The sequence below is a fragment of the Fulvivirga marina genome (genome assembly GCF_016775155.1).
GTDB lineage: Bacteria > Bacteroidota > Bacteroidia > Cytophagales > Cyclobacteriaceae > Fulvivirga > Fulvivirga marina.
The window spans coordinates 78,531-100,684 of the sequence record NZ_JAEUGD010000042.1; the positions used below are offsets into that span (position 1 = coordinate 78,531).

Consider the following 22,154-nt stretch of genomic DNA (forward strand, 5'->3'; position numbering starts at 1 on the left):
ATGAAGAATTTGTTAGTAGTTAGTGTTTCAGCTCCACCGAAGGGGGGAGCTGAAAGTTTACAAGTGGATAGGTATTTATCTTATTTAAAACACGCCTTTAATATTTCTCTATTAACAACAAAGCCGCCACGATCTGGGTGGGCGAAGCTTGATCCTGATTTGGTTTCTAACTTGCCTGATATTAAAACATACGAGTTGAACGGTTTTTACAACCGTTACTTTAGGTACTTTCTCCGGCTTTTTTTTAAGTCCGGTGCAGCAAAACTTGACTATGATTTTTTATTTCCAAGGCAATGGAGAAGGGCTACCAAAATGCTTAAAGATAAACCTGATGTAATATATTCAAGGTCGTTGCCCTTCAGCTCAGCCGTTATGGCTCGTAAACTTGCAGCATATTACAAGGTGCCTTGGGTGATGCATTTGAGCGACCCATGGGTTGGGAATCCGTATCTGGCAGATTCACATAGGTCAACACATGTATTGAACGAAGCTCTTTGTATAGAACAGGCAAATATGGTGTCGTTTACCACACGTCAGGCGCTAGAGTATTATACACGTCGCTATCCAACACATGCTACCAAATTTTTTATAACACCTAATGTTTACAAGGAAGAGGGGAAGCCTGAGAGAAAAAGTGATTTAACATCGAAATTGGTTTTTACACATACAGGTAACTTTTACAGTGAGAGAAACCCTGATTTTTTTCTACAAGCCCTCGAAGCAATAGATGAACAACATCCAGGTCTTTTAAAAAATATTCAGGTTAATTTTGTGGGCAATGCAGATGAGTATTCTGAGGAGCGTATAAGAACATGCCCGCTTGATCAGGTGGTTTTTTATGGCCCCAAGTCTTATGCAGAGTCTGTTGCAATGCAAAATGATTCTGATGTTTTGGTTGTGATAGACAAACCGGTTAAAAAAGAAGAAGATACACTGTTCCTGCCCTCAAAGGTACTGGATTATATGGTTACGGGCCGTTACATACTCGCAATTACTGATGATACTTCTTGTACATCTGGATTAGTCTCGGAAGGATTCGGAGTTGCGTGCGGATATGACGATTTAAATAAGTTAAAAAATGCAATAATGCAATTGATACAAGCTCATCATAACGGCGACTATGCTTACTTTAAAACCCAAAGGCCCCATCCTGCATATAGTGCAAAAGTCAATTCAGGGGAACTCATTTCAAAATTAAATACGCTTGTATGTGCGGAATAGCAGGTCTTTATGGGTATGGCTTAGTAGAACAGCAACACCTGAAGCGAATAACCCGAACGCTATCTCATCGAGGACCAGATGCGGAGGGGTATTTTATAGATGAACAGGTTGCATTAGGTCACAGAAGATTGGCAATAATTGACTTGGAGCCCCGGGCAAACCAACCCATGACGTATGAGGAATACACAATTGTGTTAAATGGAGAGATATATAATTATCGAGAAGTTCGGCAGGAGCTTAAAGGATTAGGTTATAGTTTCAGTTCGGAGTCTGATACTGAAGTGCTTTTAAAAGCGTTTTCTAAATGGGGTATTGATGCGGTGGCTAAACTGGTTGGTATGTTTAGTTTTGCTATTTACAATAGCAAAACCAGAGAGCTGTGTTTGGTTCGGGATCGTCTTGGTGTGAAGCCATTGTATTATCATTATTCAAATGGCAGGTTGATTTTTGGTAGTGAGATAAAAGTAATTTCAGAGCATTTTGACAGATCCTTAGAGGTTGACAAAAGCGGTTTGTACTCTTATCTCCGTTTTGGATATTTCATAGGAGAGACAACCATATTTGCACAAGTGAAGAAAGTGCCTCCGGGTTCATACATCAGAATCACGCCTAACAATTTATCTATACAGCATTATTGGTGTCCTGAGGGGTTTCTACAAGACAAAAAGTCTTTTAAGAATATTGATTCTGCTGCTGATGAGCTTGAGCCTCTTTTAATAGAGGCCTTTAAATACAGGATGGTTTCTGATGTCCCAGTAGGTACATTCTTTAGTGGTGGAATTGATAGTTCGCTGCTTGTGGCCATATTAAATAAGCACTATGGGAAGATCATCACATGTACAATCGGTTTTGATAAAAGCCAAAATAACGAGGCAGAATATGCCAGAAAGATTGCTAAACATTTAGGGACCATTCATCATGAACGTATTTTAGGGTTTTCGGAAGCACGGGATCTCTTCTCTTCCTTTTATGACGTTTATGATGAACCGTTTCACGACACTTCGGGGATTCCTACGTCAATAGTTACCGAATTGGCGAAGGAAAGAGGAATTAAAGTTGTGTTGTCTGCTGATGGCGGAGATGAGTTGTTCGGGGGATATCCCGTATACAAGAAATTATCGAGCTTTTATAATCGTGTAAGATCAATACCTGCAATTTTCAGGCAAACTGCTAGTAGAATAGTAGAATTCATGGGGGTAGATTCCTCCGGTTTGTACTATAGAAATATGGGACAAAAAATGGGCAAGGTTGCAGAATTATTAGAGTCGGAGAGCGCGGAGGAGGTTTATGAGGCGATAATAAGTACAATTTCCCATAAGGAAGCAATGAAGCAAATTACCGGCGAACTAACTTTTAATAAAACCAGATACAATAACAATGGTCTTCATCCTATGGAACGGGCTATGCTTTGGGATCTAAAATATTTTTTACCTGATGATTTATTGGTGAAAGTAGACCGGGCAACAATGTATCATGGAATTGAAGGAAGAGAGCCTTTTCTTGATCATAGGGTAGTAGAGTTTGCCTTACGTTTACCACTTGACTATAAAATCAAGAATGGGGATCAAAAAATAATTTTGAAAAAGATTTTGGCTCGTTACATGCCTCCAGAGCTATACGAAAGGCCAAAACAAGGCTTCAGCATTCCTTTAGCAGATTGGTTTGCGGAATATCTTGATGAAGGCTTTCAAAAGAAGTTTTCGGGGGCTCGACTGGCAGAGCGGTTTCCAATGAACGAGAAGGTTGCCAAGAGGTCAATTGACAACTACTTTAGGTACAGAAAAAAACAGCAAGAGTATAATACCCTCCATGCGTTTAAACTTGCAGGGTTACTTATGTGGTACGATAAACATGTTGGAAAATGAAGGAAAAGATTTTATTATTAATTACCAACCTTGACTATGGTGGTGCTCAGAGGTCGTTTTCCAAACTTAGTTATGAACTGGATGATCGATATGAACTATATGTATCTGTTTTTAATACATATGATGGCATTGCATTTCCGATGAAAGGAACATTAATTGATTTGGACATTCCTGGATCATCTCATGTTCCAGGCAAGATTTACAATTTTTTTAAGAGAATAGTCAAGCTTAGAACAGTAAAGAAAAAGCTCGGAATTGACATTTGTATAAGTTTTTTGGAAGGGGCTGACTATGTTAACGTACTCTCTGGGATTGGCGAAAGAAAAATACTAAGTATCCGCGGCTCCAAAAGCCATGATGAAACGATTCAAGGCTGGATAGGGGTTGTCAGAAGAAAACTTTTTATGCCTCTCCTGTATCCTTTTGCAGATCACATTATAGCGGTAAACGAGGGAATTGTGCGTGAATTACGTGAAGAATATGGTGTTAAAAAGGTACCGGTTGATGTTGTACACAATTGGTATAATATTGAGGAGCTGGAAAATTTTTCCAAGGAAGAAATTAGTGATTCGGAGTCAGCAATATTTGACTTGCCTGTCATATCTGCTTTTGGTAGGCTCGCCATAGAAAAAGGGTACGATCATCTCATCAAAATGTATTCACAACTTCGGAAACGAGTGCCTTGTAAGCTCTTGCTCGTAGGGGATGGCAATTTTAAACAGAATCTTTTTGAGTTGTGTAACACTTTGAACCTCAAATACTATGATTGGGCCTCTGATACACTTCATGAGAAGTACGACATATACTTCCTTGGCTATAAAGAAAATCCTTTGAAATTTGTCAGCCGGTCCACTGTTTTTGTGATGACATCTTCCTCAGAGGGTTTTCCCAACGCGCTTGCTGAGGCTATGATTTGTGGTGTTCCGGTTGTATCAACCGATTGCCCCAACGGACCAAGGGAAATCTTGGCCCTAGATCAAAATACACAGCCGAAACTAAAAGTGGAGGACTATGTAGATTTTGGTATCTTAATGCCCACTTTTGATGTAGCATCTTCGGTAGAGGTGTGGGTGAGTGTGCTGAACCGATTGCTCGAGGATGATGATTTAAGAAAGGATTATGCCAAGAGAGCAGGGAAAAGGATACGCCAATTTACCAGAACTCTCATTCTAAATAAGTGGTTTAATGTCATTGAATCGTAAATGCTGTTCAATTCCTTAGATTATTTGCTTTTTTTACCACTGGTAGTGGGACTTTATTATTCGTTACCCATAAGGTTCCGGTGGATCTTGCTTTTAGCTGCGAGCTATTACTTTTATATGTGCTGGAAGGCTGAGTACATAATTTTGATATTCTTGTCAACCTTAGTCGACTATCACATTGCCCGGCAAATATTTAGCGAAGCTAAGAAAACAACGAAGCAAATTCTGTTAGGAATTAGTTTAAGCGTAAATCTTGGAGTGTTGATAGCTTTCAAGTACTATAATTTTTTCAGTCATAACATAAATGAAGTGCTTTCGACTGTCAACGTTCTTGGGCGGTTGCCTTATTACGATCTTTTACTACCAGTTGGCATCTCATTTTATACATTCCAAACACTTAGCTATACAATAGACGTTTATCACGGAAGGATACAGCCTCAGAATCATTTTGGTAAATTTGCTGTATTTGTTTCTTTTTTCCCTCAATTGGTTGCAGGTCCTATAGAGAGAGCTAGCCATCTTATCCCCCAGCTTGATAAAAAGGTTGAGTTTAGCTACCGCAACGCTGTCAGCGGTTTAAGGCGAATTCTCTGGGGCATGTTTAAGAAAGTTGTAGTAGCAGACCGGTTGGCAATTATCGTGGATCATGTATACGGAAGCCACGAAGAACAAACAGGGTTTTCTTTATTGATAGCTTCCTACTTGTTTGCCTTTCAGATCTACTGTGATTTTTCCGGCTATTCCGATATCGCTATTGGGTCAGCACGGCTTTTAGGTATTGATTTAATGGAGAATTTTCGCCGACCATATTTTTCGAGGTCCATTAGTGAGTTCTGGAGCCGCTGGCATATATCCCTGTCTACGTGGTTTAGGGATTATGTTTACATCCCACTCGGTGGTAACCGGGTAAGTATGAGACGGGTGTATATCAATATACTTATTGTTTTCTTAGTAAGTGGACTTTGGCATGGAGCGAACTGGACGTTTGTAGTATGGGGTGCCCTACATGGGGTTTATCTAATTTTTGAACGGGTTCTGAAAAACAAGGTCAGGTTCAATAACAGCTTGTTTGTTCAATCGGTGCAAATTTTAATCTGTTTTCATTTGGTAGTTTTCGGCTGGATATTTTTTAGGTCGGAGTCGGTTGAGCAGTCAATTTCAATTATAGCTTCGATCTTTGATGTGGAACAGTGGCGGGTAAGCTTCAGTTATTTCGAGCAATTGAAAATACATAAACCGGTAGTTACTATTCCAAAATTTTTGACTACACTATGCATGCTTACTCTGTTGATAATTGGGGATATGATTTTATCCTACTTGAAGCTAAAAAAAGCCTTTTTTGCTCTCAGTCGACCCTACAGGTGGGGAGTATATATCATTGTTATTTTACTTATCGTTTTGGTTGGCAATCATGGTGAGTCCGAATTTATTTACTTTCAATTTTAAATGAGCAAAAGAAAACTTTTTATAGTGCGGGTGTTACTTTTCTCAGCAATTTGTTTTGTTGTGCTACTCTCTATCAGCTCCTTTTTAAAAATTGGGCATAAGTATGTGGATAGAAGGCCAAATATTAAACTTTACCGGGTTTTTGATAGAGCAGATATTAATGCTCAATTACTAATATTAGGTTCCTCTATAGCTGAAGCGGCATTTAACTCGGGTATTATTGAAGAACAGACGGGCCTAAAGACTTACAATGCGGCGTTATCGGGAAGAAAAATTCAGGATTGGAGACCGGTTGGATATCAACTTTGTCATGCTGACACAGTTCCTGATATAGTCATATTGGATGTGTTTCCAAATATGCTTGACTGGTATGGGAATATTTATCATCCTCAGGACTTTTATCCATACTTGTTGAATCCGAATGTAAAAGAAGCACTATCTGAGATTAATAGCAGATATTCGAAATTGGTAACAGTTCCCTTCTACGAACTGACAATGCTGAATTCTAATTATATAAAGGATGCTTTTCAGGCGTGGGTGACTGGATTAGAACAACAGGGTTATGATTCTCTAGAATTCGTACAAACAGAGGGATCCGATTTTGATCCGAAGGATCTTCAGCATTTCATTCCTGTTGCCGCGGATCCATTGTCCGTTAAAGCTTATTATGAGTTGATTTCCTGCTTTAATCAACGTGGGACCAGAGTAATATTTATTGCACCACCCATGTATTCACCAGGTATGAGTGCTTATGTAAGATATGGCGAGGTAAAACAAATGGTCAATCAAATAGCAGATTCGACTAACAGCCTATTTTTGGATTACTCGAATCTAGAGAGCTTTTCTGAAAAAAAATTGTACTTTTTTAATAATACGCACTTAAATGGAGAAGGTGCTGCCGCTTTTTCCAGAAGGTTTTCATTAGACATTAAACCATTAACAAATTGAAAAGTAATCAAAATAGGGCGAGCATTTTAATTCGTGGCTACTATGGTTTTGGGAATTTTGGAGACGACATCCTACTACTTACCACGTTTAATGTTATTCGTGATGCCTTACCAAATGCGGAAGTTCAGGTGTTTTCAAATGCACCGATACCGGGGTATATATGTAAATTATTAGGCACCGATATTGGGATTATTGATTATAAGGCCAATAAGCACTTTGATTTTTTAATTGATGGAGGGGGAGGAGTGTACTTTGACTTTGCAACCGGTACAACTTTAAGCGCAGTGAGAAACAAAGTAATAGATATAATAGGTCATAGCACGTTTTCCTCCGTGCTAAACTTTTATAAGCGCTTCAAGGGTACGCCGGGCGTAACAGCGACGTATCAACTGGGAGTCGGTATTGGTGTTGGGACATTTACGAAAAGTTCAAATAGGTACCCGGATAGTGTTAGGAAACTCTCCGCATATAATATTTTGATGGTCAGGGATCCCGATAGCCTGTGTAACTTAAAAAAGATTAAGTTCGGAGGGGAAGTCGGTGTGTTTTCTGACCTGGCATTCTTGACAGATTATTGGTTGCCCAAAGAGCTTAAGAAAAATCAAAAAAAGCGAGGAAAATCAATAGGGTTTGTAGTGCGGGTGTGGAATCAACCCGAATATTTTGACTGGTGCTTATCTAGGGCTGAATTGCTTGCCTCTAGGGGCTATGAAGTTTCTTTTTTTTGTTTCGAAAAGAATTCGGATGCTGAAATTGTTGAGCGGTTGTCCACGAAACCTTACCAATTACATGTCTGGTCTCCTCATGAGGGGTCTTTACAAGTTTATCTGTCACATATAGCTGACTTGGACTTAATTATTTCAATGCGCGCTCATGGCACCATAGTGGGAGCATGCCTAGGGGTTCCTTCAATAAATCTTGATATTGAACCAAAGTTGAAAATCGTATCTGAAATGTTCCCTCGGTCTTCTGTTTTGCTAAACATTGGAGTGACCGAACCGAAGTTTATCGAATCAATTGAAGAAATGCTGCAGCGAAGGGTTTATTTAGAGAGTGAGGTTCAGAAAAACAGAGCTATCATGATTAAAGGGAAGGAAAAATTATGTCAGTTTCTTTTAAGCAAAAATAGGAACAGATGAGACCAACAATTGTAATAATGGATAACAGCATGGGTACCACTGGAGCGTTCAATGCTATCAGGTATAATGCACTTGATCTCCGGGTTGATTTTAACTTTGTTTTTGTTATTCCAGCAACCAGCAGTAATGATGAACAACTGCGAAAGGAAGGTTTTCAAGTATATAAGCTGGACATGGTCGAAATTAACAGGAGCTTAAGGAATAACTTGAAATATTTGCCCATGCTCCTTATTAATACCATAAAGCTATTTAAAATTTTAAAAAGACACCATGCCCGGGTGGTTCATATGAACGATATATATAACCTGTTGGGTATTACCGCGAAGCTGCTTTATAGGTATGAGTTGATTGTACATGTTCGTAGACTACAGAATTCATTCCCTAGACCACTTTTTAAATTTTGGATGTTTTTAAACAGTTTGTTTAGTCAAAAGTTAATAGCAGTTTCATTTGCAGTGGCAAGGGAAAACCCTTCACCAAAACTGGAGGTGATATACGATAGACTTCCATTATCAGAGAACCATGAAAAATACAAGGTGAGGAAAGATACGGCGACTTTTAATATGCTTTTTCTGGCCAATTATACCTTTGGAAAAGGGCAACAGCATGCAATTTCGGTTTTGCAACGATTAGTCGAAGACGAGAATACCCCTGATGTTTCGTTAACCTTTGCGGGCGGGGACTTTGGAAACGAAAATAATCTACGGTTTAAAAATGAGCTGAGAAGGCAAGTTGTTACATTAAAGCTGGAGAAATATATCACCTTCAAGGGCTATATAAGTAATGTGGAAGAGGAAATGAAGAAATATGACTTGGTACTTAACTTCTCAGAGTCCGAATCTTTTTCGTTTACTTGTGCAGAGGCATTGTTCTACGGAGTTCCTTTGGTGGCGACCGATAGTGGAGGGCCTGCCGAGCTTTTTGAACATGGAAAATCAGGTTTCCTTGTTGAGAGGGGAAATTATTCTCAAATGGCGGATTATATCAAACTTTTATCACGAGATTTTCAATTAAGGAAAGAGTTTAGTGACAACGGGAGAACCTATGTCCGGGAGAAGTTTTCATTAGAAAAAACTTCTCTTCAAATAAAGCAACTATATTATAGACTGACCAATGGGTAAAAAAATTTTATTTGTCACCCCTTATCCGAAAGACACTGCCCCAAGTCAGAGACTCAGGTTTGAGGCTTTTTATGCACAGTTCGAAGCGCAAGGGTTTCAGGTAGAAATGAAGCCTTTTGTTTCTTACTCATTTTGGAATGTGATATATACTAGAGGCAATTTACTCAGAAAAGTAATTTATACATTAGAGGGATATTTAAAACGTATTTTGCTGCTATTCTCTCTGAGAAAGTATGATTTGGTTTACATACATCTGTGGGTTGTTCCTTTTGCACCTCCTATATTTGAATGGCTCTTCACAAAAATAGCCAAGGCAACAGTGTATGATATTGATGATATGCTTTATGTCGGAGACACAAGTAGGTTCAACAAGGCAGTTTCTTTTCTAAAAAGCAAAAGTAATCCTTTGTATCTGTTAAAGAACTGCGATCATGTTATTGTTTCAACGAAGGCAAACTATGATAAGGCTAAGGAATTGAATAAATCGGTTACTAATATCCCCGTTTGTATTGATGTTGAGCGGTACAAAGCAGTACATAAGAGCAATGACAAGGTAGTGGTTGGCTGGACCGGTAGTAGAAGCACATCCAAATATTTGTACTTATTAAAGCCTGTTTTTGAAAAGCTTGTTAATAGGCCGGATGTGGAGTTATTAGTTATCGGTGACCAAGACTATAAGATTGATGGAGTTCCAATTACTGCTTTGAAGTGGAGTGCGGAAACCGAAGTTTCTGATATTAACAGAATTGATGTTGGATTGTATCCCCTTCCGGATGAGAAATGGGTATTAGGAAAAGGGGGAGGAAAAGCTTTACAGTATATGTCTTTGGAAATTCCCGTTATAGCAACTGCTGTTGGGGAGAACCTTGGAATCATTGATGACGGGATAAATGGATTTTTAATTCAGCCAGGAGATACCCAACAATGGTATAGCAAGATACAGGAGTTAATTGAGAGCAAGAAATTGAGGCTGCAGTTGGGTAAGAATGGTAGAAAAAAGGTCGAGCATTCTTTTTCCATTAAAGCTAATGTCTTTAACTATATCAGTGTCTTTGATTCACTCATCTGAAATTTCCTTGTATTTAGACAGAAATAACAGCCCTGCACAATAAAAAGGTAAAATGGGAATCTTGTATCGGACTAGTGTTCCAAAGTTGAAGCTATTTAGTCCTACACCAACAGCAAGTCCAAGCGAGAACACTATCGAGAAAAGTATGAGGGGTTCCTTGAATAGAATTTGGATACTTTTAAAAAAGCCAGGTTTAATAAAAATATAGAGCGACAAAGTCAGGAACAGAAGTGATTCAATCGCGGATAGGAGCATTAAAGGGTTTCTTATCTCCCATAGGAACGGGCGGTAAAGCGTAACAAGTATTGCTTGAGGCGTAAGTCTCACAATGCTTTCAAAAGATCCATCCAGTTCACCAAGATAATAAGCTGACCCCTCTTGTTGCTGACTTATAGCGTACAAGTATTCAGCATTAATTTTAGTTCTCTGGCCTATATTATCCAAGTCGTATTTTTCGCTTCCTTCTGTAACAGTGATTGCAGCATAAAATGCCAGACCTAACCCAAATGCCGCAAATAAAGGCTTTGAAATATTTCTAATTAGAGCGGATTTAATTCTCTTGTTGTTTTCCAGAAATATCCAAAATAATGCAGGGGGTACAAAAGCCAGTAAAATGTAGATTCTTATTGTATACAAAATATACAGGCAGATTATTAATACAATTACAGATATCAAAATCCTTTTTTTTTCAATAAAGAGTGAATGAAAAGAGTGGAACAGCCAACCTAATGCACCTAGCATGATAGTGTCTTTCATCAGACCACTTCCCCAGAATATGACTGATGGAATGAAAAATATAGCAATCGCTGAATATAATTTTAAGGATGGATAAATTTTGTTAAAAGTATTAAATAATGCCCACGAACCGGAGAAACTAATTAGCATAAACATCAGGGCAATAGATGAGTATGTGTCGAAACATAGGTAGCCGAAAAGACCAGATAATTTTATAATAAACATTTCTGGGGGATTTCTATACCAGTACAGCTTAGTACTGTATTCAAATGTTGATGATTCAAATTCCCCATTTGATAATAGCAACTGAACGCCGGCCAAAAAGTTTTCTCGTAGAGCCGATGCAACAATCTTTCCTTGATTATAATAGTTGAGGGTATCGCCGGCACCATAGTAGAATTGGTAGATAATGCCAATCATCAGCGCTCCAATGACTTTTAATGTAAGAGAGGGGAATAATATTTTTTTTGAAAGTTCATCATTAAGTGTCAGGTAGTATAGGTAAAACGCTATATATATTATAAATAGCAAGATCGGGGTAAATAAAAAATCACTAATGCTCATTGCATTTCCGCTATTGAATTAAATATTCCAAATTTAAGAGTTTTAATTTAAGCATTAACTTAGTTTCGTCTATCATAAATAAAGATCATTTGTATGAAGCAGGCAGTTAAATATTTGATTCGAGGACTAAAACCGTTAAGTGTTGTTATAGATGTTATTTTTGTTCCATTGACAATATTGGCCGCTGCATGGTTCAGAGTCGCAAAATATCTAGAGCTTAAAAAGCTTCCTTTGACAAAAAATATATTATTGAAGCTGGGAGTTTTTCCTATTGTAGACCATTATTACGAGCCGCAATTCGATTTTAGAAATGTCGAAGTTTCTGGAATAAGGCCTTTGCTATCACTAGATATGAACATTGACGAGCAGTTGAAATTTATTGATGGATTGCATTATCAACAAGAATTGAAAAATTTGCCTCTGAAGGAACAGAAACCAAATAGCTACTATTTCCATAATACCTCTTTTCAGTCTGGCGATGCAGAATTGTACTACGCTGTAATTAGAAAAATTCAACCCAAGAAGATAGTAGAAATTGGATCAGGTTATTCAACTTTATTGTCCATTGAAGCACTTAAAAGGAACGATACGAAGTGTGAATTAATTTGTATAGAGCCATACGAAATGCCATGGCTGGAACAATTAAATGTTACCCTAATTAGAAAAAAAGTTGAAGAAGTAGAACTTCATGTATTCGAGCAGTTGCAGGAGGGGGATATACTGTTCATTGACTCATCTCATGTGGTAAGGCCGAAGGGCGATGTCCTGTATGAAATATTTTCTATTTTACCAGTCCTTAAAAAGGGCGTATTGATCCACTTTCATGATATCTTTACTCCATATGAGTATCCTAAGGAGTGGTTAGTTGATGAATTCAGACTATGGAACGAACAGTATATTCTGGAAGCTTTTTTATCATATAACAAAGAATTTAAAATTGTTGCAGCATTGAACTTTTTGAAGCAGAATTATTTTCCTACTTTATCAAAGTATTTTCCGGTAATAGCTCAGGAGCCCGATCGCGTACCAGGTTCCATTTGGTTGGAGAAACTATAGTATATTTCAGCTGTTTACCTAAGGTAGTATTGGCATATTAATAAATAATGATTTTTCGAGCGCTTGTATTTTTTGCTTTACTCTATTCAGTTACTGCTTTTGGGCAATGTCCTACAGTTAATTTTACTATGGCGCAAACTGCCTGTACCAACGGAGCAATCCAAGTGGAGAGTTCTGCTGCAGGAAGTGTGCAGTGGGATTTTTGCGCAGGGGATTTATATTCCACCCCTTCTTCGTCAATTGTCTTAAATAATTCAAGTTTCTTGCGATCCCGCTCACTACAGCTCGTAAATGAAAACGGAAGCTGGTATGGGTTCGCCATAAGTACAACGGACAATACATTGTTACGTATGTTTTTTGGTGACGACCTTACCAACACTCCTGTGTTTACAAACTTAGGATCCTTATCGGGTGCATTTTCTAGCGTATATGCATTTGATATGATAGAGTATAATGGGGTGCCGTACATTTTTGCTGCAAATTCAGGTAATAGTACTATCGTTCGGTTGGCTTTTGTCAATGGATTGAACGATCTTCCTGATGTCCTTAACCTAGGAAATTTTGGCCTGTTATCCTCGGCAAACAGTATATCTGTCGAGGAAGATAATGGAAACTACTATGGCTTTGTTTCTTCTAATACGAGTATTGTACGTTTAAGTTTTGGTACAAACCTTTTGAATTTAACCCCTACTATTTCCTCATATCCGGTTTCTGGCAGCAGTTCCCTTAGAGGCTTAGATCTCATCAAGGATTGTAGTTCATGGTACGGGATACTCCTTTCTTATGGTAACTTCAAAATCTATAGTCTTTCGTTTTCCGGCGGTAGTCTCGGAGGAACTCCTGTATTTACTGAATTGCCAACCGCTGTTACGACCAGGTTTCCGGCTACAATAAAACTAGTGAACGAAGGTGGGAAATTTTTCGGGTTCATTCAAAGTGCTGAAGGTAATCTCTATCGAATCACATTTGGGGACCATATCTCTGATTTTGTTTACAACACGGAAGATTTAGGAAAATTGACGCTGTCAAGTCAGAATTTTGCTCTTGATATCCAAAATATCGATTCAAAGTGGTATGCGTTCAACATAGATTTATTGAACCGTAATCTCGCTAGCCATTCATTTAATAACACTTGTTCAGCGTCAATAACTACCTCAGAAAGTCAGTCAGAAAGCATCAGTTATTCTCAAGCTGGTCAGTATGTTGTGAGCTTAAGAACAATAGAAAATGAGGCTATCTCTTATCATCGCGATACAATTATGATTTCTTCTGCTGTAGCTCCTGATATCGACTTCACTTCCCAAAATATCTGTCTTTCCTCCCCGGTAAACTTTTCTTCCATAAACGCCTCGGGTAACATTGTCTCCTACAACTGGGACTTCGGAGATGGCAACAGCTCAACAGCCGCCGCCCCAAATCATACCTATGCCTCCGCAGGTAGTTATATGGTTACTTTAGCAGTGTCAAGCTCGGATGGCTGTGAAAATTTTGCAAAAAAAGGGATTACTATTTATCCTGAACCAACACCCTCATTCAACTTTCCCTCCAGCACCATATGTACCAATGACACTTACGTCTTCGAAAACACTACCCCTGGCAGCTACAATGGCAACATCAGCTATGAGTGGTTTGTGAATGGCGCTTCTGTTTCCACAGCAGAAAATCTCAATTACGAATTCTTAACAGGGGGAGCGAAAGAAATTAAATTGGTTGCAACTATTCCAGGGTGTTCTGCGGAGGTTATTCAAACCATCAGTGATGTAAGCATTGGACCGGTGGCACAATTTACGGTCAACGACGACTGCGTAGGCAAAGCCCTACAATTTAATAATACTTCAACAGGAGATATCACATCAGTACATTGGGATTTTGGCAATGGATTTACTTCAAACCTTGAAAACCCACTATTCCAGTATGCTACACCTGGTACATATAATGTTACTCTGACATTGACAAACAGTGCAGGCTGCGAAACTTCCAAGATTCAGGAGGTAAATGTGTATGAGCTGCCGGATGTGCAGTTTACCAATGAGCTTTCATGTGAAGGTATATCAACTGTTTTTACAGATGAGACCACGGTAGGTGATGCAAACCTCGCCTCGTGGAATTGGGATTTTGATGACCCCACGTCAGGAAGTAACATATCTGCAGACCGTCATCCAACTCATGTATTTACTACTTCTGGTGCGTTTGATGTTAAACTTGTGGTACAAACCACTAATGGGTGTAAGGACTCCCTCCAACAGGTGGTGAATGTAAAGCCTGCACCAGAAGCTGGATTTGAATATGACAAGCTTTGTATCAACGAACCCATACAGTTCATGGATGCATCCGTGCCTGTACCAAACGAAGATATTACGGACTGGTCGTGGGATTTAGGAGGTATATATAGTGCTGTCCAAAATCCCGAACGGACTTTTGAGTTTGCATTGGATTATAGTGTAGGCCTAACCGTTACGTCTGAAAACTTATGCACCTCTACAATTTATAAAACAGTAAGTGTCAAGCCAGAACCAACTGTTATTTTTGGTGTTGAAATGGCGTGTGATAATGCAGATGCACATTTCTTTGACACAACCGATCCTATGGGAGACTCTATTATTTCCAGAAGTTGGGATTTTGATGGCCTGGCAACAAGTATTGATTCTTCTAGCTATTATGCCTTCAATCAAACGGGCAACTATAATGTTGGTCTTACTATTATGACCGAAAATGGTTGTGACTATTCAATTACGCAGTCCATTCAAATTAATGCAGCCCCAACCGCTGAATTTGAGCCTTCTGTTACTTTTGGAGCACCCCCGCTTGAAGTTGAGTTTACAAATAGGTCTGAAGGAGCTAATAGCTTTCAATGGACATTCGAAGAAGGGAACACATCGGGAAGTACCAATGCGGTTTATACATTTACAGAAGAAAACTCATATGATGTTAAGCTAGTCGCTACTGATGAAAATGGATGTAACGATACCATAACACATAGAATAAACGTATTATACCCTGATTTGGACATTTTATTTACAGCATTAAATAGAAACCCGGTTGATGAAACCGAAGTGATACTGACAGTCGGTAACAATGGCACGGTAACCATTGATAGTTTTAAAACGTTCATAGATCTGGGTAATCAGGCAACTATTGAGAAAGTCATTAGCCAGACACTAAACCCGCGTACATCTGCAGAGGCTCCATTACAATTTGTTAATATTAATTTAGGATTTAATATTGACCCACGGAGCTTAGATTATTTGTGTGTTACGTTAGTTCCGCTATTTGAGGGGTTGGAAGAGAGTGAAATTTCAAACAACACGAAATGTATAAACCTTAATAATGACGAGACGGTTATTCTTGCGCCGTTTCCTAACCCTGCATCCAATCAATTGTACCTTCAAATTATTTCTGAAAAGGTGAATTCTGCCACTGTTCAATTATTCGACACCAAAGGTGATTTAATAAAAAGTATAGACTTTAATGAACTCCCTGCTGGTATGAGCAATATACATATAAATACAGCTGACATTAATAGCGGCATCTATGTTTTAAGGGCTTATGCCGGGGGTAAAACGGCAATGTACAAAGTAATAGTTGATAACTAATAGCGTTAGTTTTAACAATATCTTTTTTCATATATCCTTCCTATTTGTATTTTATATCTATCTTCGCACCAAATAATATTTTGTGGTTCACGTCGTATTTAGTGCAGTAGTTATTTAGAGCACTAATTGTTTAGTGACAATAAGTGAAGTTGAATGGTCAAAAACTCAAAAATAGAAGCAAATGAAACCGAAAATTAAGCTGGATAAAATTGATCGCAGGATATTGGAAATTCTTCAGGCCAATGCTAAAATTACAAATGCTCAACTAGCCAATGAGATTGGCTTATCTCCTGCACCAACATTAGAGAGAGTGAAGAAGCTGGAAGTTTCGGGGATTATAAAAAGTTACCATGCCACGCTCAATAATGAGAAGGTAGGACTTGGGGTTAGCACTTTTGTGATGGTATCTTTAAAAGGGCATAATAAAACAAATATAGAGGCCTTTACTCAAGCTATTAATGAAATTGACGAAGTGATTGAATGTCATCATATAACAGGTTCTGGTGATTTTATATTAAAAATTATTGCTCAGGATATTGCCGCATATCAAAAGCTTATGTTAGAAAAAGTAACTAATATTGAAGTAGTTGATAACATGCAATCACTTGTAATATTATCAACTTTTAAGGATAGTAAAGTAATGCCAATACCATAGGTCCATGGGAAGAAAAAGTTTGATATTAACTGATGCGCAAGTTAGGCAAAAAATAAAGCGCATTGCATATGAGATATATGAGAACAATTCTCAGGAAAAAGAGATAATCCTTGCAGGTATTTATGAGCAAGGTTATGAACTGGCAAATCTCTTGCTGAAAGAGCTTGAAGTTATCGCTCCTATTAAAATTACATTGATAGGAGTGAAACTGGATAAATTTGCTCCTACTCAGAGCGAAATAGCCTTGACTTGCAATGTCTCCCAATTAAAGAATAAATGTATTGTGCTCATCGACGATGTAATGAATACAGGACGCACAATGGCATACAGCCTCAAGCCTTTCCTTAATGTCAAGATTAAAAAAATTGAAACAGCTGTTTTGGTGAATAGAAGTCATACAGAGTTTCCCATACTGACTCAGTATGCGGGATATCAATTATCTACGACCATAAATGAACATGTCGAAGTACAATTAGAACGCGATAAAAAAGAAGTATACCTTCAATAAGAGATATACTTGTATTACAGCCATCATCCATTTATCTTAGACATGTTTATTCAGAAGCTGTCAGGTCTGAATCTTGAAAATCTTGTTAAATGTGAAAGGCAATAACGAAAACTTCAAAAGTGCTTTGGAAGAAAAATGTCTTGGAGTCTCCTCTGTGAAAGATCAACTCCATAAATATGAAGCCGCAGCAAATGGGGCTAATGATGGTTTGTGGGATTGGGACTTTGAGAATAACGTGGCATTTGTGTCTACGCCTTGGAAAACTATGCTGGGGCTTGATGAAGAAGAGGCTGTAGGTTATAGAGGTTTGTTTTCGTGGGAAAGTCTCCTACATCCTGAAGATAAAGAAAGAGCAATAAATACTTTTCGAGCTTATATTAATGGTTGCACGGATAGCTATAGAGAGGTCTTTAGATTAAAACATAAGGATGGCTCGTACAGATGGATTTTATCTAAAGCAAAAATTATCCATGATGATAATGGAAAGGCTGTGAGGATTTCTGGCTCACATACAGATATAACAGAACAAAAGAAGGCCGCCGATGCGCTCAGGAAAAGTGAGGAAAAGTATAGAAATCTTTTTCAGAATTCATTGGTAGCGATGCTTCGAAGTGACTCTGAGACAGGAAAAATAATCGAAGCCAATGATAAGTTCTGGGACATGTTGGGAGTTAGCCAATACCAAGATGATCAACTCAACTTTGATTTTTTCTACAATGATAGAGAGAAAAGAAGACTCTTGACTCTTTTAAAAGAGCAAGGATCAGTGGATAACCTTGAAATTCAGGTAAAATCTGTTACGGGTCAGTTGATTTGGGTCTCTTTTAGTGCAGTCCTTTACGCTGATGAGCAAGTGTTTGAATGCGTTTTGAAGGACATCAGCCAAACGAAAGAAAACCTTCTTGAACTTCAGAAAGTAAATTTTGAACTTGATAGCTTTGTATATCATGCATCTCATGATTTAAGGTCTCCGTTAAGGTCTGTTTTAGGACTAATTGACCTATACAGAATGGAACAAAGCCAAGCTATCAAAAAGGAGTGTATCAATAAGATTGAAAGTAGTGTTAAACGTTTGGATGACTTAGTGGTTGAACTTTTGAGCATTTCCAGGAATGACCGTGTAAATGATGAGCATGTTTCAATTAACTTGATGGTTGAAATAAACAGTAGTATATCCAGTTATTATAACGCTACAGATACCAAGGGACTTGAGGTTATTACTAAAGTAGATCAACGTATACCCTTTCACTCTGACCTGACCCGGGTAAGGATAATTCTAAACAACTTGATTTCTAACGCGATTAAATACCGAAGTTTTTATAGAGACCGTGCATATGTGTTGGTCGAGGCAAAAGTAACGGAGGAAAAAGCCGTAATTAAGGTAGAGGATAATGGTGATGGAATTGAGGAGTCTAAATTGCCCCATATCTTTGATATGTTTTACAGAGCGACTGAGAAGAGTGAGGGCTCAGGTTTAGGTTTATACATAGTCAAAAAAGTGGCTGATAAACTATATGCTAAAATTGAAGTGAATAGTGTGGAACTAGAGGGAACTACTTTTACCATAACTATTCCTAATGTGAAACAAATTTAAAAAGTATTTATACTATGTCTGTTCATAAATCCAATATAAAGAAAGTTACCACCCACCAACTTCAGGAAATGAAAAATAGGGGGGAGAAAATTTCAATGCTTACAGCCTATGATTATTCGATGGCAAGAATATTAGACGGGGCCGGGATTGATGTGCTTTTGGTAGGTGATTCAGCCTCAAATGTTATGGCAGGTCATGAAACCACCTTGCCAATTACATTAGACCAGATGATCTATCATGCCACATCCGTTGTTAAAGCAGTTGAGAGGGCCTTTGTGATTGTAGATATACCTTTTGGTTCATATCAAGGGAACTCTTCGGAGGCGCTAAGGTCAGCAATTCGTATTATGAAAGAGTCCGGTGCACATGCAGTGAAAATGGAAGGAGGCAGTGAAATACAGGAGTCCGTAAAAAGGATACTAAGTGCAGGGGTTCCGGTAATGGGGCACCTCGGTTTGACACCGCAATCAATATTTAAATTTGGGACGTATGCTGTAAGAGCGAAGGAAGAAGAAGAAGCAAAAAAGTTGATTGAAGATGCCAAGTTGCTTGAAGAGTGTGGGTGTTTCTCAATAGTACTGGAAAAAATTCCTGCAGAGCTAGCCAAAAAAGTAGCAGAGGAAATTTCCATACCTGTCATTGGGATAGGTGCAGGCCCTCATGTTGATGGTCAGGTTTTAGTAATGCAAGACATGTTGGGTATTACAAAAGAATTCAAACCTAGGTTCTTACGTAGATACGCTGATCTGTATACGGTAATCACTGATGCTGTAAGTAATTATATAGAAGACGTAAAAGCAAAGGATTTTCCAAACGAGGAAGAACAATATTAATTTTTCTGCCTTTATTTGTTTCCTCAAATTAAACTTTAAAACAGAGGTAGTATTTTGAGCAGAGGAAGCCAGTTGATCTCATCTAAAATTATTAATTCCCTGAATCAGGCGATCAAATGGATGCTTGGATCAGGGCTTTTTGTTACAAGCCTTTTAGCATTTATTAGTATTATAATTGAAGCAGGTTTTAAGCTTTCATTTCACCTTGTAGTGCTAATTCATATTTGGTACTTCTTATGCGTTACGGTCTTTCTGCTTGTTATCCTTTCCCGGATAACAATGAAGCTTTTGGGATCTACAGAAAAGAGAAAAATACTGTATTCCGAGTATTTCTTGTTTATAGTAGTAGTGGTGCTGCTTTTGATGAATATACTAATTCCTTCAGGGCAAGTCAGTGAAATTACATTTGTAAATGTTGTAACTGATGTGGTCTTTCTGAGGTTCAGTGTTATTCTTCTGTTCATTATTGAGCTATCTAAAAAATCGCTTAAATTTCAGCGGCTTGACTTAAACCCAGCGCTTCTGTTTATTGGAAGTTTTTTGCTACTAATCTTGGTAGGAACGGCACTGCTTATGCTTCCGCGTGCTACTACAGAGCACCTTTCTATATTGGAGGCACTATTTACATCTACAAGTGCGGTATGTGTTACCGGTTTAATAGTAGTTGATACAGCTACGCGTTTTACTCATTTTGGCCAGTTGATCATCCTTATACTCATCCAAGTCGGTGGCTTAGGCATAATGACCTTTACCACCTTTTTTGGATTTTTCTTTAAAGGAGCATCCAGTTATCAGAATACACTATTCATAAAGGAATTTATTAATGAGAGCAAGCTTAGTGAAATACTACATACTATAGTTAAAGTTGTGGTAGTTACATTGCTTATAGAGGCTATTGGTGCTGGTTTTATCTATTTTTCCGTTGCAGATATTTTTGATACTTCACAAGCGATTTGGTATGCTGTTTTTCATTCTATTTCAGCTTTTTGTAATGCAGGATTTTCCACAATGAGTAACGGACTTTACGAGCCAGTAATTAGGTTTCAGTATGGTATGCAGATGATTATTGCCGTATTAATATTTTTCGGTAGCATTGGTTTTCCTGTGATTTTTGATGTCTATAAATCAATGAAGTATTATGTCGTAAATAAGTATATGTACCTTTTTAAAGGTAAGTCATATGCACACCGAGGCAGGCACCTTACCGTGCATACAAAAATGGTACTGGTTACTACAGCAGTACTTTTAGTTGTTGGATTTACAATCTATTATATTGCTGAATTTGATAACACATTGGAATCACTGCCATGGTACGGAAAAATAGCAGGTGCTGTTTTTGGCGCTATAACACCACGTACCGCAGGGTTTAATACCGTGGATATGGCGTCACTTTCAGCGGTGGTAGTGTTAATTTATTTGTTTTTGATGTGGATAGGAGCTTCTCCAGGCTCAACAGGCGGGGGGTTGAAAACCACTACTTTTGCAGTAGCTATATTAAATGTTCTGAGTATTTCTAAACAGAAGGAAAGAATAGAAGTTTTTAGAAGAGAGATTACGAATGAGTCTGTCCGAAAAGCATTCTCAGTTGTTTTACTCTCTTTACTTGTTATTGGAACTTCTGTTGTTTTGGTGGCTTTATTTAACCCTGATATACCTTTGCTTTCGGTAATTTTTGAGTGTTTTTCAGCCTTCAGCACTGTTGGGCTTAGCTTAGGTATAACCGGGGATTTAAGTGAGGCTAGCAAAGTCGTGCTTATAATTACAATGTTTTTAGGTAGAGTTGGTACTCTTACCTTGTTGGCAGCACTTATTGCTAGTGCAAAAACTCAGAGTTATAGGTACCCATCCGAAAGTGTTTTTGTAAGCTAAGGACTGGTTGATATGACTTATGTTCGATTGTTTTAAAATTTTACCCAAATGAAATATATAGTTATAGGTTTAGGAAACTTCGGTTCTACACTCTCCATTGCTCTGACAGAAATGGGGTTTGAGGTAATTGCTGTGGATAAGGATATGAAGAAAGTCAACGAATTTAAAGAGCAGATAACTCATACCATATGTTTGGATTCAGGCGATAAGGCTGCTATGGAAACCTTGCCGTTAAAGGATAGTGATGCTGTCGTCGTAGCTATTGGAGAAGATTTTGGAGCGTCAACGCTTTCAACCGCTATCTTAAAGCAGCTTGGGGCACGGAAAATTATTGGCAGAGCTATATCAGATTTACACCAGACGGTAATAGAGGCTATTGGGGTAGAGGAAATAATAAGACCTGAGGAAGAGTCAGCGAACCGTTTAGCCAAAAGATTTCAAATAAAAGGAGTAGTTGACTCTTTCGAAATATCAGAGGACTACAATATTATAGAGACTGAATTACCGGAGGAATATGTCAATAAAACAGTTCAGGAAACCAATTTCAGAGCTGAATTTAATTTGAATATTTTAACTATTATCCGCATGGTAAAAACGGAAAATATCATAGGCCAGCCTTCTTTAAAAAGAAAAGTGCTTGGGGTAGTTACACCAAACACCATCTTCGAAAAGGGCGATATTCTTGTGCTGTTTGGTAATAATAAAGATATCAAGCGATGTCTGAACCCTGAATAAA

Annotated in this window: 17 protein-coding genes; 16 read left to right on the forward strand and 1 reads right to left on the reverse strand. The window is 38.2% G+C overall.

Annotated features, from left to right (window positions below; translation table 11 throughout):
* The 8 genes from JMN32_RS11110 to JMN32_RS11145 all read left to right on the forward strand — a co-directional run bounded on the left by JMN32_RS11110 (position 1) and on the right by JMN32_RS11145 (position 10,011).
* The gene (locus JMN32_RS11110) at positions 1-1,221 is read left to right on the forward strand and encodes a glycosyltransferase family protein (protein WP_202856409.1); all 1,221 of its coding nucleotides are present in this window, start codon (positions 1-3) and stop codon (positions 1,219-1,221) included.
* Positions 1,209-3,086: an asparagine synthase (glutamine-hydrolyzing) gene (asnB, locus tag JMN32_RS11115; protein ID WP_202856410.1), complete on the forward strand. Its 1,878-nt coding sequence runs from the start codon at positions 1,209-1,211 to the stop codon at positions 3,084-3,086. Before JMN32_RS11110 ends, asnB begins: the two co-directional genes overlap by 13 nt.
* Entirely contained in the window at positions 3,083-4,288 is a 1,206-nt protein-coding gene (locus JMN32_RS11120) for a glycosyltransferase (protein WP_202856411.1), read from the forward strand. Before asnB ends, JMN32_RS11120 begins: the two co-directional genes overlap by 4 nt.
* Positions 4,289-4,441: 153 nt before the next feature.
* Complete coding sequence (locus JMN32_RS11125; protein WP_238354437.1) at positions 4,442-5,734, forward strand: MBOAT family O-acyltransferase; 1,293 nt, start codon at positions 4,442-4,444, stop codon at positions 5,732-5,734.
* Positions 5,735-6,682 carry a hypothetical protein gene (locus JMN32_RS11130; protein ID WP_202856413.1) on the forward strand — a complete coding sequence of 316 codons (948 nt, stop codon included), beginning with the start codon at positions 5,735-5,737 and terminating at the stop codon, positions 6,680-6,682.
* The gene (locus tag JMN32_RS11135; protein WP_202856414.1) at positions 6,679-7,821 is read left to right on the forward strand and encodes a polysaccharide pyruvyl transferase family protein; all 1,143 of its coding nucleotides are present in this window, start codon (positions 6,679-6,681) and stop codon (positions 7,819-7,821) included. Before JMN32_RS11130 ends, JMN32_RS11135 begins: the two co-directional genes overlap by 4 nt.
* Positions 7,818-8,942, forward strand: coding sequence for a glycosyltransferase family 4 protein (locus tag JMN32_RS11140; protein WP_202856415.1), 1,125 nt, complete (start codon positions 7,818-7,820; stop codon positions 8,940-8,942). Before JMN32_RS11135 ends, JMN32_RS11140 begins: the two co-directional genes overlap by 4 nt.
* Positions 8,935-10,011 carry a glycosyltransferase family 4 protein gene (locus JMN32_RS11145; protein ID WP_202856416.1) on the forward strand — a complete coding sequence of 359 codons (1,077 nt, stop codon included), beginning with the start codon at positions 8,935-8,937 and terminating at the stop codon, positions 10,009-10,011. The genes JMN32_RS11140 and JMN32_RS11145 overlap by 8 nt, the downstream gene beginning before the upstream one ends.
* Here the strand turns inward: JMN32_RS11145 and JMN32_RS11150 are convergent.
* Positions 10,000-11,310 (reverse strand): hypothetical protein, encoded by a 1,311-nt coding sequence (locus JMN32_RS11150; protein WP_202856417.1) that lies wholly within the window; start codon positions 11,308-11,310, stop codon positions 10,000-10,002. The two genes, JMN32_RS11145 and JMN32_RS11150, sit on opposite strands and share 12 nt — an antisense overlap.
* Positions 11,311-11,403: 93 nt before the next feature.
* On the opposite strand from JMN32_RS11150, the gene JMN32_RS11155 reads away from it, so the two are divergent.
* The 8 genes from JMN32_RS11155 to JMN32_RS11190 all read left to right on the forward strand — a co-directional run bounded on the left by JMN32_RS11155 (position 11,404) and on the right by JMN32_RS11190 (position 22,153).
* Positions 11,404-12,366 carry a class I SAM-dependent methyltransferase gene (locus JMN32_RS11155; protein WP_202856418.1) on the forward strand — a complete coding sequence of 321 codons (963 nt, stop codon included), beginning with the start codon at positions 11,404-11,406 and terminating at the stop codon, positions 12,364-12,366.
* Between the two features lie 47 nt (positions 12,367-12,413).
* Positions 12,414-15,959, forward strand: a complete 3,546-nt coding sequence (locus JMN32_RS11160) for a PKD domain-containing protein (protein WP_202856419.1) — start codon at positions 12,414-12,416, stop codon at positions 15,957-15,959.
* Between the two features lie 181 nt (positions 15,960-16,140).
* The gene (locus JMN32_RS11165; protein ID WP_202856420.1) at positions 16,141-16,614 is read left to right on the forward strand and encodes an Lrp/AsnC family transcriptional regulator; all 474 of its coding nucleotides are present in this window, start codon (positions 16,141-16,143) and stop codon (positions 16,612-16,614) included.
* Positions 16,615-16,618: 4 nt separating this feature from the next.
* Positions 16,619-17,122: a phosphoribosyltransferase family protein gene (locus JMN32_RS11170; RefSeq protein WP_202856421.1), complete on the forward strand. Its 504-nt coding sequence runs from the start codon at positions 16,619-16,621 to the stop codon at positions 17,120-17,122.
* A gap of 91 nt (positions 17,123-17,213) precedes the next feature.
* Positions 17,214-18,716 (forward strand): PAS domain-containing sensor histidine kinase, encoded by a 1,503-nt coding sequence (locus JMN32_RS11175; protein WP_317191773.1) that lies wholly within the window; start codon positions 17,214-17,216, stop codon positions 18,714-18,716.
* Between the two features lie 14 nt (positions 18,717-18,730).
* Positions 18,731-19,549, forward strand: a complete 819-nt coding sequence (panB, locus tag JMN32_RS11180; protein WP_202856422.1) for a 3-methyl-2-oxobutanoate hydroxymethyltransferase — start codon at positions 18,731-18,733, stop codon at positions 19,547-19,549.
* 54 nt (positions 19,550-19,603) lie between these two features.
* Positions 19,604-21,418 (forward strand): TrkH family potassium uptake protein, encoded by a 1,815-nt coding sequence (locus JMN32_RS11185; RefSeq protein WP_238354438.1) that lies wholly within the window; start codon positions 19,604-19,606, stop codon positions 21,416-21,418.
* Positions 21,419-21,466: 48 nt separating this feature from the next.
* Positions 21,467-22,153, forward strand: coding sequence for a potassium channel family protein (locus JMN32_RS11190; protein WP_202856423.1), 687 nt, complete (start codon positions 21,467-21,469; stop codon positions 22,151-22,153).
* Position 22,154 lies beyond the last annotated feature (1 nt).

Bases quoted from the DNA above. Each gene is read 5' to 3' on its own strand.
- JMN32_RS11110 (WP_202856409.1), top strand. From the start codon at position 1: ATGAAGAATTTGTTAGTAGTTAGTGTTTCAGCTCCACCGAAGGGGGGA.
- asnB (WP_202856410.1), top strand. From the start codon at position 1,209: ATGTGCGGAATAGCAGGTCTTTATGGGTATGGCTTAGTAGAACAGCAA.
- JMN32_RS11120 (WP_202856411.1), top strand. From the start codon at position 3,083: ATGAAGGAAAAGATTTTATTATTAATTACCAACCTTGACTATGGTGGT.
- JMN32_RS11130 (WP_202856413.1), top strand. From the start codon at position 5,735: ATGAGCAAAAGAAAACTTTTTATAGTGCGGGTGTTACTTTTCTCAGCA.
- JMN32_RS11140 (WP_202856415.1), top strand. From the start codon at position 7,818: ATGAGACCAACAATTGTAATAATGGATAACAGCATGGGTACCACTGGA.
- JMN32_RS11145 (WP_202856416.1), top strand. From the start codon at position 8,935: ATGGGTAAAAAAATTTTATTTGTCACCCCTTATCCGAAAGACACTGCC.
- JMN32_RS11150 (WP_202856417.1), bottom strand. From the start codon at position 11,310: ATGAGCATTAGTGATTTTTTATTTACCCCGATCTTGCTATTTATAATA.
- JMN32_RS11155 (WP_202856418.1), top strand. From the start codon at position 11,404: ATGAAGCAGGCAGTTAAATATTTGATTCGAGGACTAAAACCGTTAAGT.
- JMN32_RS11160 (WP_202856419.1), top strand. From the start codon at position 12,414: ATGATTTTTCGAGCGCTTGTATTTTTTGCTTTACTCTATTCAGTTACT.
- JMN32_RS11165 (WP_202856420.1), top strand. From the start codon at position 16,141: ATGAAACCGAAAATTAAGCTGGATAAAATTGATCGCAGGATATTGGAA.
- JMN32_RS11170 (WP_202856421.1), top strand. From the start codon at position 16,619: ATGGGAAGAAAAAGTTTGATATTAACTGATGCGCAAGTTAGGCAAAAA.
- panB (WP_202856422.1), top strand. From the start codon at position 18,731: ATGTCTGTTCATAAATCCAATATAAAGAAAGTTACCACCCACCAACTT.
- JMN32_RS11190 (WP_202856423.1), top strand. From the start codon at position 21,467: ATGAAATATATAGTTATAGGTTTAGGAAACTTCGGTTCTACACTCTCC.